The 12,342-nt window shown below is 65.2% G+C and carries 9 protein-coding genes and 2 tRNA genes; all 11 read left to right on the top strand.

What is annotated here, in order from left to right; genetic code table 11:
* Position 1: 1 nt before the first annotated feature.
* The 11 genes from nuoI (at position 2) to infB (ending at position 12,301) form a co-directional block, all read left to right on the top strand.
* Complete coding sequence (nuoI, locus tag Q9R17_RS02175) at positions 2–490, top strand: NADH-quinone oxidoreductase subunit NuoI (protein ID WP_308156820.1); 489 nt, start codon at positions 2–4, stop codon at positions 488–490.
* Positions 491–499: 9 nt separating this feature from the next.
* Positions 500–1,159 (top strand): NADH-quinone oxidoreductase subunit J, encoded by a 660-nt coding sequence (locus Q9R17_RS02170; RefSeq protein ID WP_308156819.1) that lies wholly within the window; start codon positions 500–502, stop codon positions 1,157–1,159.
* Positions 1,156–1,461 carry an NADH-quinone oxidoreductase subunit NuoK gene (nuoK, locus tag Q9R17_RS02165; protein WP_308156818.1) on the top strand — a complete coding sequence of 102 codons (306 nt, stop codon included), beginning with the start codon at positions 1,156–1,158 and terminating at the stop codon, positions 1,459–1,461. The genes Q9R17_RS02170 and nuoK overlap by 4 nt, the downstream gene beginning before the upstream one ends.
* A 7-nt stretch (positions 1,462–1,468) precedes the next feature.
* Entirely contained in the window at positions 1,469–3,643 is a 2,175-nt protein-coding gene (gene nuoL / locus Q9R17_RS02160; protein ID WP_308156817.1) for an NADH-quinone oxidoreductase subunit L, read from the top strand.
* A gap of 23 nt (positions 3,644–3,666) precedes the next feature.
* The gene (locus Q9R17_RS02155) at positions 3,667–5,175 is read left to right on the top strand and encodes an NADH-quinone oxidoreductase subunit M (RefSeq protein WP_308156816.1); all 1,509 of its coding nucleotides are present in this window, start codon (positions 3,667–3,669) and stop codon (positions 5,173–5,175) included.
* Positions 5,176–5,211: 36 nt separating this feature from the next.
* Positions 5,212–6,672 (top strand): NADH-quinone oxidoreductase subunit NuoN, encoded by a 1,461-nt coding sequence (gene nuoN, locus Q9R17_RS02150; protein ID WP_308156815.1) that lies wholly within the window; start codon positions 5,212–5,214, stop codon positions 6,670–6,672.
* 127 nt (positions 6,673–6,799) lie between these two features.
* A tRNA-Met gene (locus Q9R17_RS02145) sits at positions 6,800–6,876 on the top strand.
* An 83-nt stretch (positions 6,877–6,959) separates the two neighbouring features.
* Positions 6,960–7,036: transfer RNA gene (locus Q9R17_RS02140), tRNA-Met, on the top strand.
* A 417-nt stretch (positions 7,037–7,453) separates the two neighbouring features.
* Entirely contained in the window at positions 7,454–8,044 is a 591-nt protein-coding gene (gene rimP, locus Q9R17_RS02135; RefSeq protein WP_308156814.1) for a ribosome maturation factor RimP, read from the top strand.
* Between the two features lie 4 nt (positions 8,045–8,048).
* The gene (gene nusA, locus Q9R17_RS02130; RefSeq protein ID WP_308156813.1) at positions 8,049–9,560 is read left to right on the top strand and encodes a transcription termination factor NusA; all 1,512 of its coding nucleotides are present in this window, start codon (positions 8,049–8,051) and stop codon (positions 9,558–9,560) included.
* 92 nt (positions 9,561–9,652) lie between these two features.
* The gene (gene infB, locus Q9R17_RS02125; RefSeq protein ID WP_308156812.1) at positions 9,653–12,301 is read left to right on the top strand and encodes a translation initiation factor IF-2; all 2,649 of its coding nucleotides are present in this window, start codon (positions 9,653–9,655) and stop codon (positions 12,299–12,301) included.
* Positions 12,302–12,342: the final 41 nt, after the last annotated feature.

Here is a 12,342-nt window from a genome sequence, read left to right as displayed (position 1 = left end):
GATGAACAGGATTACCCATTACTTCAAGAGCCTGCTGCTGCTCGAACTGCTGGCCGGCCTGTGGCTGACGCTGAAGTACAGCTTCAAGCCCAAGTACACGATGATGTACCCGATGGAGAAGTTCCCGCAGTCGCCGCGCTTCCGTGGCCTGCACGCGCTGCGCCGTTACCCCAACGGCGAAGAGCGCTGCATCGCCTGCAAGCTGTGCGAAGCGGTGTGCCCGGCGCTGGCCATCACCATCGACTCGGCCAAGCGCGAGGACGGCACCCGCCGTACCACCCGCTACGACATCGATCTGTTCAAGTGCATCTTCTGCGGCTTCTGCGAAGAAAGCTGCCCGGTGGACTCGATCGTGGAGACCCACATCCTCGAGTACCACTTCGAGAATCGTGGCGAGAACATCGTTACCAAGCCGCAGCTGCTGGCCATCGGTGACCGGCTTGAAGCCGAGATCGCCGAGCGTCGCGCCGCCGATGCCGCTTACCGCTGAGGTCGAGAGATGGATTGGGTAAATATCGCTTTCTGGGTGTTCGCCATCGCGGCAACGGTTTCGGCCGGTGCGGTGATCAGCGTGCGCAACCCGGTTCACGCCGTGCTCTGCCTGGTGCTGACCTTCTTCTCCATCGCCTGCGTGTGGCTGCTGGTGGGCGCCGAGTTCCTCGGTGTGGCGCTGGTGCTGGTCTACGTCGGCGCGGTGATGGTGCTGTTCCTGTTCGTGGTGATGATGCTCGACATCGATCCGGCGAACCTGCGTGAAGGCTGGGTGCGCTACCTGCCGGTCGGCCTGATCGTGGCCGTGGCCATGCTGGTGCAGATGCTGATGCTGATCGGCGTGAAGGGCAGGGCGGTCAACCCGTTCCCGGCCGACAACGCCGCCGCGCTGGCCGCGGACAGCTCCAACATCACCTGGCTGGCACGCAGCCTGTTCACCGAATACCTGCTGCCGTTCGAGTTCGCCGCCGTCATCCTGACCGTGGCCGTGGTGGCCGCCGTCATGCTGACCCTGCGCCGCCGTACCGGCGTGAAGAGCCAGAACCCGGGCGACCAGACGATGGTCAAGGCCGGCCAGCGCCTGCGCATGGTCAAGATGGACGCCGAACAGCCGCTGGTCCACAGCAACACCAAGCCGGTCGCGGGCGACGAGGAGACCAAGGCATGATCACTCTGGGCCACATCCTGGCGCTGGGCGCGGTGCTGTTCTGCATCAGCCTTGCCGGCATCTTCCTCAACCGCAAGAACATCATCGTCCTGCTGATGTCCATCGAGTTGATGCTGCTGTCGGTGAACATCAACTTCGTCGGGTTCTCGCGCGAGCTGGGTGATCCGTCCGGCCAGCTGTTCGTGTTCTTCATCCTGACCGTCGCCGCAGCCGAGGCCGCCATCGGCCTGGCGATCCTGGTGACCCTGTTCCGCACCCGCCGCACGATCAATGTCGGCGAAGTCGATTCGTTGAAGGGCTGATCCACAGATGGAAATCACTCTCTCCAAGAGTCTGTTGATCGCAGTGGTGCTCGCACCGCTGTTCGGCAGCATCATCGCCGGCCTGTTCGGTCGCCAGGTCAAGCGCTTCGGCGCGCAGACCGTCACCATCCTCGGCGTGGCCATCAGCTGCGCCCTGTCGATGTACACGCTGTACCAGCTGCTCTGGGGCGGCGCGCAGCCGTTCAACCAGAACATCTACACCTTCTTCGAAGTCGGCCAGTATTCGGCCCACGTCGGGTTCATGGTCGACAAGCTCACCGCCATGATGATGGTGGTGGTCACCTTCGTGTCGCTGCTGGTGCACATCTACACCATCGGCTACATGGAAGAAGACCCGGGCTACCAGCGCTTCTTCAGCTACATCTCGCTGTTCACCTTCTCGATGCTCACCCTGGTGATGAGCAACAACTTCCTGCAGCTGTTCTTCGGCTGGGAAGCGGTGGGCCTGGTGTCGTACCTGCTGATCGGCTTCTGGTTCAAGCGCCCGACCGCGATCTTCGCCAACATGAAGGCGTTCCTGGTCAACCGTGTGGGTGACTTCGGCTTCCTGCTGGGCATCGCCGGCGTGCTGTGGGTGTTCGGCACCCTGGACTACTCCGAAGTGTTCTCGCACGCCAGCATCCTGGGTGATCCGCGCGCCCAGCTGCAGATCTGGGACGGCAACCTGTTCGGCCTGCAGCTGATGAGCGAGCCGGTGGTCTGGTCGATCGCCACCCTGATCTGCATCTGCCTGTTCATCGGTGCCATGGGCAAGTCGGCCCAGGTGCCGCTGCACGTGTGGCTGCCGGACTCGATGGAAGGCCCGACCCCGATCTCGGCACTGATCCACGCCGCGACGATGGTGACCGCCGGTATCTTCATGGTCACCCGCATGTCGCCGCTGTTCGAGCTGTCGCAGACCGCGCTGAACTTCGTGCTGTTCATCGGTGCCACCACCGCGTTCTTCACCGGCCTGATCGGCATCGTGCAGAACGACATCAAGCGCGTCGTCGCGTATTCCACGCTGTCGCAGCTAGGCTACATGACCGTCGCCCTGGGCGTGTCGGCCTATTCGGCCGCCGTGTTCCACCTGATGACCCACGCCTTCTTCAAGGCGCTGCTGTTCCTCGGTGCCGGCTCGGTCATCATCGCCATGCACCACGAGCAGGACATGCGCAAGATGGGCGGCCTGCGCAAGTACATGCCGATCACCTTCATCACCATGTGGATCGGTACGCTGGCCCTGGTCGGTACGCCGTTCTTCTCCGGCTTCTACTCGAAGGACACCATCATCGAGGCGGCCGAGGTCCACGCGCACCTGTCGCACACCTGGGTGGCCACCTACGGCTACTGGGCGGTGCTGGGCGGCGTGATCGTGACCAGCTTCTACAGCTTCCGCCTGCTGTTCATGACCTTCCATGGTCCGGAACGCTTCCGTGATGCGCACCACGATGACCACGGCCACGACAGCCATGGCCATGACGACCACCACGCTGCCGATGCCCACCACGGCGCCGCCCATGACGACCACGGCCACCATGGCCATGGCGCGCACGAGCCGCACGAAACCCCGTGGGTGGTGACCCTGCCGCTGATCCTGCTGGCCATCCCGTCGATCGCCATCGGCTTCTTCAGCGTCGGTCCGATGCTGTACGGCACCGACTGGGCCGGCCACCACGCCCACGACGCGATCAAGGGCCAGGCGCATACCTTCTTCACCGGCATCGTTGATTTCTACGACCCGGCGAGGAACACCATCGGCTTCCTGGGCGAAGAGTTCCATGGCCCGGTCGCCTTCGCGATCCACGGCATGATGGCGCCGGCCTTCTGGCTGACCGTGGCAGGCTTCCTGCTGGCGGCGCTGTTCTACCTGTGGAAGCCGGACCTGTCGGGCAAGGCACGCAAGGCCTTCGCTCCGCTGGTGTCGGTGCTGGAAAACAAGTACGGCTTCGACAAGCTGTGGATCGATGGCTTTGCCGGCGGCAGCGTCAAGCTGGGCAAGGTCTCGCGCTGGATCGACAGCAACATCGTCGACGGTGCGGTCAATCTCTCGGCACGTGTTGTGGACGTCGCAGCCGGCGTGCTGCGTCGTACCCAATCCGGTTTCCTCTATCACTACGCCTTCGCGATGATCATCGGCCTGATTGCCCTGCTGGGCGCGCTGATGCATTACCTGCGTTGATGACCTGTACGGAATAAGAAGACGTGTCGAACTGGCCTCTACTCAGTGTCCTCATCTGGCTGCCGATCTTCGGCGGTGCCCTGATCCTTGCCATCCGTGACGCACAGACCGCCCGCTGGGCGTCGCTGGGCGTCGCCGTGCTGACCTTCGTCGCCAGCCTGTCGCTGCTCAGCGGCTACAACCCGGCGGCCGAGGGCCTGCAGTTCGTCGAGACCCATGCGTGGATCCCGGCGTACAAGATCGGCTACAACCTTGGCGTGGACGGCATCGCCGTTGCCCTGATCCTGCTGACCACCCTGGTCGGCGTGCTGGCCCTGATCGGTGCCTGGAGCGCCATCGACAAGCGCGTGAACCAGTACGTGGCGGCCTTCCTGATCCTGGAAGGCGTCACCGTCGGCATCTTCTCGGCCACCGACGCGATGCTGTTCTACGTGTTCTTCGAGGCCATGCTGATCCCGATGTTCCTCATCATCGGTGTCTGGGGTGGTCCGCGTCGCATCTACGCCGCCCTGAAGTTCTTCCTGTACACCTTCCTCGGCTCGGTGCTGATGCTGGTGGCGCTGATCTACCTGTACCTGAAGGGCGGCAGCTTCCAGCTGGCCGACCTGTACGCGCTGCCGCTGAGCGCCAAGGAACAGACCTGGATCTTCTTCGCCTTCCTGATCGCCTTCGCGGTCAAGGTGCCGATGTTCCCGGTGCACACCTGGCTGCCGGACGCGCACGTGGAAGCGCCGACCGCCGGTTCGGTGATCCTGGCCGCCATCGCGCTGAAGATCGGTGGCTACGGCTTCCTGCGCTTCAACCTGCCGATCGTGCCGGACGCCTCGCATGAGTGGGCCTGGCTGGTCATCGCCCTGTCCCTGATCGCGGTCATCTACGTCGGCCTGGTCGCCCTGGTGCAGGACGACATGAAGAAGCTGATCGCCTATTCGTCGATCGCGCACATGGGTTTTGTCACCCTGGGTACCTTCATCGCCCTGTGGCTGGTGCGCGAAGCCGGCAATGCCGACGCCGCCCGCCTGGGCCTGCAGGGTGCGATGGTGCAGATGATCTCGCACGGCTTCGTGTCCGGCGCGATGTTCTCCTGCGTGGGCGTGCTGTATGACCGCATGCACAGCCGCCGCATCGCCGATTACGGCGGCGTGGTGAACGTGATGCCGTGGTTTGCCACCTTCGCCATGCTGTTCTTCATGGCCAATGCCGGCCTGCCGGGCACCAGCGGTTTCGTGGGCGAGTTCATGGTCATCCTGGCCTCGTTCCAGCGCAATCCGTGGATCGCACTGGGTGCGGCCACCACGCTGATCATCGGCGCCGCCTACACCCTGTGGCTGTACAAGCGCATCTTCTTCGGCGAAGTGGCCAACAGCCACGTCGCCGAGCTCAAGGACATCAACGGCCGCGAGTGGCTGGTGCTGGGCGTGTTCGCCATTGGCGTGCTGGCCCTGGGCCTGTACCCGAAGCCCTTGACCGACCTGATGGAGCCGTCGATCGCCAAGCTGGCGATGCAGATCGCCTCCAGCAAGCTGCTCTGATCGGGCCGTGAAGCGAATTGATTCCAGGATTTGATAATGACCACCTCGCCGCTGATGCCACTGACCGCCGCTGACCTGCCGCCGCTCGCCCCCGAGCTGGTGCTGGTGGGCGCTGCGTTCGCCCTGATGATCCTCGATCTGTTCGTCAGCAACCGGAACAAGATCGTCACCCACCTGTTCTCGATCGCCGCGCTGGCGGTGGTGCTGTTCATGCTGGCGACCGGCGTGGGCGGGCAGGGCGAGGTCTTCCACGGCATGTTCGTGCGCGACACCGCTGCGGACGTGATGAAGACCGTGATCGTGCTGATCAGCGGCCTGAGCCTGGTCTACGGCTGGAGCTACCTGCGCGAGCGCAACCTGTTCCAGGGCGAAATCCCGGTGCTGGTGCTGTTCGGCACCGCCGGCATGATGATCCTCGTCTCCGCCGGCAGCCTGCTGATGGTGTACCTGGGCCTGGAACTGCTGGCCCTGTGCTCCTACGCGCTGGTGGCCAGCAACCGCGACAGCGGCCTGGCCTCGGAAGCGGCGATGAAGTACATCGTGCTGGGTTCGCTGGCCTCGGGTCTGCTGCTGTACGGCATGTCGCTGATCTACGGCGCCACCGGCAGCCTGCACCTGGATGCCATCCGCGAAGCCATCCCGCACTCGGAAGAGCGCATGCTGCTGATCACCGGCGCGGTGTTCATGATCGCCGGCGTGGCCTTCAAGCTCGGCGCGGCACCGTTCCACATGTGGCTGCCGGACGTCTACCAGGGCGCCCCGGCACCGATCGCGCTGTTCATCAGCTCGGCACCGAAGCTGGCCGCGTTCGGCATGGCCTACCGCCTGCTGGAAATGGGCGTGGGCCCGCTGTCCAGCGAGCTGCAGATCCTGATCGCCGGCCTGGCCGCGCTGTCGCTGGTCATCGGCAACCTGATGGCCATCGCGCAGAGCAACCTCAAGCGCATGCTGGCGTTCTCCACCGTCTCGCACATCGGCTTCCTGCTGATGGGCATCGCCGGTGGCGGTGCGCAGGGCTATGCCGCCGCGCTGTTCTACGCACTGGCCTACGCCATCATGTCCACCGCGGCCTTCGGCGCGATCATCGCGCTGTCGCGCAACGGCTTCGAGGCTGAGAGCATCGATGACTTCAAGGGCCTGAACGCCCGCAACCCGTGGATGGCCGGCCTGGTGCTGTGCATCATGGCGTCGCTGGCCGGCATTCCGCCGTTCCTGGGCTTCTGGACCAAGCTGGCCGTGCTCGGCGCTGCCGTCAACGGTGGCCTGCTGTGGCTGGCGCTGCTGGGCGTGATCTGCGCCGTGATCGGTGCCTTCTACTACCTGCGCGTCATCAAGGTCATGTACTTCGACGAGCCGGTGGGCGAGGCCCTGCCGCGCAACAACGACCGCGTGCTGGGCGTGGTGCTGGGCGTCAATGCCCTGGCCCTGCTGGCGCTCGGCGTCAGCTGGAACCCGATCATGGTCTGGTGCCAGCAGGCTTTTGCGCATCTTGCATAAAAGTTGACACAAAGCTGCGCAATTCATGTAATATGCGCAGCCTGAGTTGTCACTGCAGCGGTTCAGCCAGAACATCGTTGCAGCGCGTCTACCCTCACCGGTGATGCAGCAGTTCAAACACTTCCGGTGCGGGGTGGAGCAGTCTGGCAGCTCGTCGGGCTCATAACCCGAAGGTCGCAGGTTCAAATCCTGCCCCCGCTACCAACATCCGCGCCGGCGCCAACCGGTTGGATGAATGAGGGAAGGCTTGCATCTTCTGAAGCCATCACTCATAATTCCGCTTCTGATGCGGGGTGGAGCAGTCTGGCAGCTCGTCGGGCTCATAACCCGAAGGTCGCAGGTTCAAATCCTGCCCCCGCTACCAAGTAAAGAATGCGCCTTCGAAGCTCTGTTTCGAAGGCGTTTTTCTTTGTGGTTCCGGTGTGGCCGTCGCGTCGCCGCGCCGGGCCCGGCGGTTGCTGCGGCAGGCGGGAGAGTGGCCCCCAACCTTGCACCAGCACGGTGCAAGGGCTATCATCCACGGGCTGGCGGTATACCTGATGGTCGGCTCCCCACGGGGAGGGCGTCCATCCCGCCACCAGCGCCCCGGGCCGGTCCCCCTGCGTCACGCATGGACAGGCCGGGCGGCTGGGCTTCGCAGGGGATCGCGTCAGCGCGCCCTGCGGCCGGAATCCAGTGACCGGATTTCCACCGGACAAGGGGCCCAGCGGGCCCTTTGTTGTTTCCGGAACGGGCCCACCGCTGGCCCGGTCATTTTCCTCATTCAAGAACAAGGCAGGCTGTGAGCGACAAGGCAACCGAAATCGCGACTCTGCTCGGCCCCACCGTCGATGCGCTGGGCCTGGAGCTGCTGGGCGTCGAATACCTGCCCGCACCGGGCGGCGCGACCCTGCGCCTGTACATCGATGTGCTGATCGCCGAGCAGGACGAGCGAGTGATCAACGTCGAGGACTGCGAGCGCGTGAGCCGCGAAGTCTCCGCGCAGCTGGACGTCGAGGATCCGATCAGCGGCAACTACACGCTGGAAGTGTCCTCGCCCGGCGTGGACCGTCCGCTGTTCAACCTGCAGCAGTTCGGCCAGCACCTGGGGCAGAACGCCAAGGTGCAGCTGAAGCTGCCGCAGGACAACCGCCGCCGCCTGCAGGGCCGAATCGAATCGGTCGATGCGGAGCAGGGCACCATTACCTTCACCGTCGACAAGGCCACCGTGGTGGTGTCGGCGGACAACATCGACAAGGCGCGCATCATGCCTGACTGGGTTGCCCTGGGCCTGGCCCCGAGCAAGCCGACCGGTCCGGCACCGAAGCGCCCGAAGCCGAACACGAATTCTTCTTCCAACGAGCCGGCGGCAAAGAAGCCGCGCGCGGAGTGAGCCAATGAGCAAGGAACTGTTGCTGGTAGTGGACGCGGTCGCCAACGAGAAGGGCGTGCCGCGTGAAGTGATCTTCGATGCGATCGAGGCCGCACTGGCATCGGCCGCCAAGAAGCGCTATCCCGACGAGGAAGTGCTGACCCGCGTGGCGATCGACCACAAGGATGGCAGCTACGAAACCTTCCGCCGCTGGGAAGTGGTGGCCGATGACGTGGTGATGGAATCGCCCGACCGGCAGATCCGCCTGATGGACGCCGTCGATGAAGCCGAAGGCGTGGACGTCGGCGATTACATCGAAGAGCAGATCGAAAATCCCGATTTCGGCCGTATCGCCGCCCAGGCCGCCAAGCAGGTAATCGTGCAGCGCGTGCGCGAAGCCGAGCGCCAGCAGGTGGTCGATGCGTGGAAGGACCGCGTGGGCGAGCTGATCACCGGTGTGGTCAAGCGTGCCGAGCGTGGCAACATCTACGTGGACCTGGGCGGCAACGCCGAAGGCTTCATTCCGAAGGACAAGGGCATTCCGCGCGACGTGCTGCGCGCCGGCGACCGCGTGCGCGGCTACCTGGCCGAAGTGCGTTCGGAGCCGCGTGGCCCGCAGCTGTTCATCAGCCGCGCCGCGCCGGAGTTCATGATCGAGCTGTTCAAGCTGGAAGTGCCGGAAGTCGGCCAGGGCCTGGTGGAAATCATGGCCTGTGCCCGTGACCCGGGCGACCGCGCCAAGATCGCCGTGCTGGCCCACGACACCCGTACCGATCCGATCGGCGCCTGCATCGGCATGCGCGGTTCGCGCGTCCAGGCCGTGTCCAACGAGCTCAATGGCGAGCGCGTGGACATCGTGCTGTGGAACGAGAACCCGGCCAACTTCGTCATCAACGCGATGGCGCCGGCCGAAGTGCAGTCGATCATCGTCGATGAAGACAAGCACTCGATGGACCTGGCCGTGGCCGAAGACCGCCTGGCCCAGGCCATCGGCAAGGGCGGCCAGAACGTGCGCCTGGCCAGCCGCCTGACCGGTTGGCAGCTCAACGTGATGACCCAGGACCAGGTCACCGCCAAGTCCGAAGCCGAGCAGGCCTCGGCCCGCCAGCTGTTCATGGACAAGCTGGAAGTGGACGAGGAAATCGCCGGCATCCTGGTCAGCGAAGGCTTCGGCACCGTCGAGGAAATCGCATACGTGCCGGTCGGCGAACTGCTGGCCGTGGAAGGCTTCGACGAGGACATCGTCGAGGAACTGCGTGCGCGTGCCCGCGATGCGCTGCTCAACGATGCACTGGCCGTGGAAGAGGGCCTGGAAGAGGGCGCTCCGTCCGACGACCTGCTGGCCCTGGCCGGCATGGACGAGGCGACCGCCTACGCCTTGGCCAGCCACGGCGTGCGTACGGGCGAGGACCTGTCGGACCTGGCCGCTGACGAGGTGGTGGAGTTCGGCATCGAAGGCCTGGACCAGGCGCGCGCCGCGGCGCTGATCCTGGCCGCCCGCGCCGAAGAGATCGCCCGGCTGGAACGCGGCGAATGAGCCGGCAATGAACAGGGCCCTGAGCCGCTCAGGGCGTAGAATCCGCGTCACCTCCTACGGCGAGGGGGCGCTCACAAGAACCTAGGATCCGAATGTCGCAGCAAACCACCATCCGCAAGCTTGCCGAACTGGTCAATACGCCGGTTGAAAAACTGCTGGAACAGCTGGCCGGTGCCGGCATGAAGTTCAGTGGCCCAGACCAGGTCGTGACCAGCACCGAGAAGGTGAAGCTCCTGGGCTTCCTTCGCCGTGCCCATGGCAAGCCCGAGCAGGCCGCCGAGGAAGCCGAAGCCGCTTCCAAGAAAATCACCCTGAACCGCCGCAAGCACCAGGAAGTGACGGTGAACGCGGGTCGCAGCAAGACCACCGTGAACGTGGAAGTGCGCCAGAAGCGCACCTACGACAAGGCGGCCACGCGCATGACCCCGGATGAGGAGCGCGCCGACATCCTGCGCAAGCTGGAGGAATCGCGCCAGCGCAACCTGGCCGAGCAGCAGGCGCTGGCGGAAAAGGACCGCCTGCGTGACGAGGAAATCGCCCGCAAGCGCGAAGAGGAAATCGCTGCACGCGAGCGTGCCGAGGCCGAGAAGAAGGCTGCGGCCGAAGCGGCCGAAGCCGCCAAGCGCGCCGAGCAGGAAGCGGCCAGCCGCCCGGCGCCGCGCCCGGCGGCCGACGCCGCTGCCCCGCGTGCGCCGCGTCCGGCTGCGCCGGCCGCCCCGGCGCCGTCGCGCGCCGCGCCGCGTGCCGATGACCGCAACGACCGCAACAGCCGTGGTGGCCGCAACGAACGTGGCGGCGATGACCGCTTCTCCGGCCAGCTGCACCTGTCGGCGGCCGACCGTGCCCGCCGCGGCAGCAACACCGGCAACAACCGGGGTCGTCCCGGTGGCGGCCGCAATGCACCGGGCCGTCGTGGCGACACCGGCCGTGGCGGCAGCAACGGGGGTGGCAGCCATGGGTTCGAGCGTCCGACCGCACCGGTGGTGCGCGAAGTGTCGATCGGCGACACGATCACCGTGGCCGACCTGGCGCAGAAGCTTGCGCTGAAGGGCGGCGAGGTGGTCAAGGCGCTGTTCAAGATGGGCGTGATGGCTACCATCACCCAGTCCATCGACCACGACACCGCCGTGCTGGTGACCGAGGAACTGGGCCACAAGGCCAGCCGTGCCGACAACAACGACGCCGAAGACGCGCTGCTGGCGGCAACCGGTGATGACCAGGGCGACGCCGTGCAGCGTCCGCCGGTGGTCACCATCATGGGTCACGTCGACCACGGCAAGACCTCGCTGCTGGATTACATCCGCCGCACCAAGGTCGCCACCGGCGAAGCCGGCGGCATCACCCAGCATATCGGTGCCTACCACGTCGATACGCCCAAGGGCGTGATCAGCTTCCTGGATACCCCCGGCCATGCGGCCTTCACCTCGATGCGTGCGCGCGGCGCCAAGCTGACCGACATCGTGGTGCTGGTGGTGGCCGCCGATGACGGTGTCATGCCGCAGACCAAGGAAGCGATCCAGCATGCCCGTTCGGCTGGCGTGCCGCTGATCGTGGCCATCAACAAGATCGACAAGTCCGATGCCGACCCGATGCGGGTCAAGAACGAACTGCTCGGTGAGCAGGTCGTGGCCGAAGACTTCGGTGGTGACACCCAGATGGTGGAGATCTCGGCCAAGACCGGCCTGGGCGTCGACGACCTGCTGGACGCCATCTCCATCCAGGCCGAACTGCTGGAACTGAAGGCCGTCGACGAAGGCCGCGCCTCCGGCGTGGTGATCGAATCGGCGCTGGACAAGGGCCGCGGCCCGGTCGCTACCGTGCTGGTGCAGCAGGGCCGCCTGAAGAAGGGCGACTACCTGGTGTGCGGCATCCAGTACGGCCGTGTGCGTGCGCTGTTCGACGAGACCGGCAAGCAGCCGGACTTCGCCGGCCCGTCCATCCCGGTGCAGGTGCTCGGCCTGTCCGGCGTGCCCGAAGCCGGTGACGACTTCGTGGTCGTCGATGACGAGCGCCTGGCCAAGGACGTTGCCCAGCAGCGTGAGACCAAGCGCCGTGAATCGCGCCTGGTCGCCACCGCCGGCAGCCGCATGGAAGACATCATGGCCCAGCTGGGCAAGGGTGACGGCCAGCAGGTCCTCAACCTGGTCATCAAGGCCGACGTGCAGGGTTCGGTGCAGGCACTGAGCCAGGCGCTGGTGGCCCTGTCCAACGACGACATCCGCATCAACGTGATCCACTCCGGCGTGGGCGGCATCACCGAATCGGACGCCAATTCGGCCGTTGCCTCCAAGGCCACCGTCATCGGCTTCAACGTGCGTGCGGATGCCTCGGCTCGCCGCATCATCGAATCCAACGGTGTGGACCTGCGTTACTTCTCGATCATCTATGACGTGATCGACCAGGTGAAGCAGGTGGCCTCCGGTCTGCTGGGCGTGGAGATCCGCGAAGAGATCATCGGTATCGCCGAGGTCCGCGACGTGTTCCGCAGCTCGAAGTTCGGCGCGGTCGCAGGCTGCATGATCGTCGAAGGCGTGGTGAAGCGGAACAAGCCGATCCGCGTGCTGCGCGACAGCGTGGTGGTGTTCGAGGGCGAACTCGAATCGCTGCGCCGCTTCAAGGAGAACGTGGAGGAGGTCCGCAACGGTACCGAATGCGGTATCGGCGTGAAGGCCTACAACGACGTCAAGCCGGGTGACCAGATCGAGTGCTTCGAGCGCATCGAAGTGCCGCGCACCCTGTAATGCTGCACGGAACCGGGCCTTCGGGCCCGGTTCCCGTTACC

Origin of the sequence: Stenotrophomonas sp. 24(2023), assembly GCF_030913365.1 — a bacterium.
Taxonomy (GTDB): Bacteria; Pseudomonadota; Gammaproteobacteria; order Xanthomonadales; family Xanthomonadaceae; genus Stenotrophomonas.
The sequence above is the reverse complement of the archived record's forward strand: the minus strand, read 5'-3'. Positions and strand labels throughout refer to the sequence as shown.

What these genes read in the sequence shown, in the direction of transcription:
- nuoI (WP_308156820.1), top strand. Translation starts at nt 2, where the DNA reads ATGAACAGGATTACCCATTACTTCAAGAGCCTGCTGCTGCTCGAACTG.
- Q9R17_RS02170 (WP_308156819.1), top strand. Translation starts at nt 500, where the DNA reads ATGGATTGGGTAAATATCGCTTTCTGGGTGTTCGCCATCGCGGCAACG.
- nuoK (WP_308156818.1), top strand. Translation starts at nt 1,156, where the DNA reads ATGATCACTCTGGGCCACATCCTGGCGCTGGGCGCGGTGCTGTTCTGC.
- nuoL (WP_308156817.1), top strand. Translation starts at nt 1,469, where the DNA reads ATGGAAATCACTCTCTCCAAGAGTCTGTTGATCGCAGTGGTGCTCGCA.
- nuoN (WP_308156815.1), top strand. Translation starts at nt 5,212, where the DNA reads ATGACCACCTCGCCGCTGATGCCACTGACCGCCGCTGACCTGCCGCCG.
- nusA (WP_308156813.1), top strand. Translation starts at nt 8,049, where the DNA reads ATGAGCAAGGAACTGTTGCTGGTAGTGGACGCGGTCGCCAACGAGAAG.
- infB (WP_308156812.1), top strand. Translation starts at nt 9,653, where the DNA reads ATGTCGCAGCAAACCACCATCCGCAAGCTTGCCGAACTGGTCAATACG.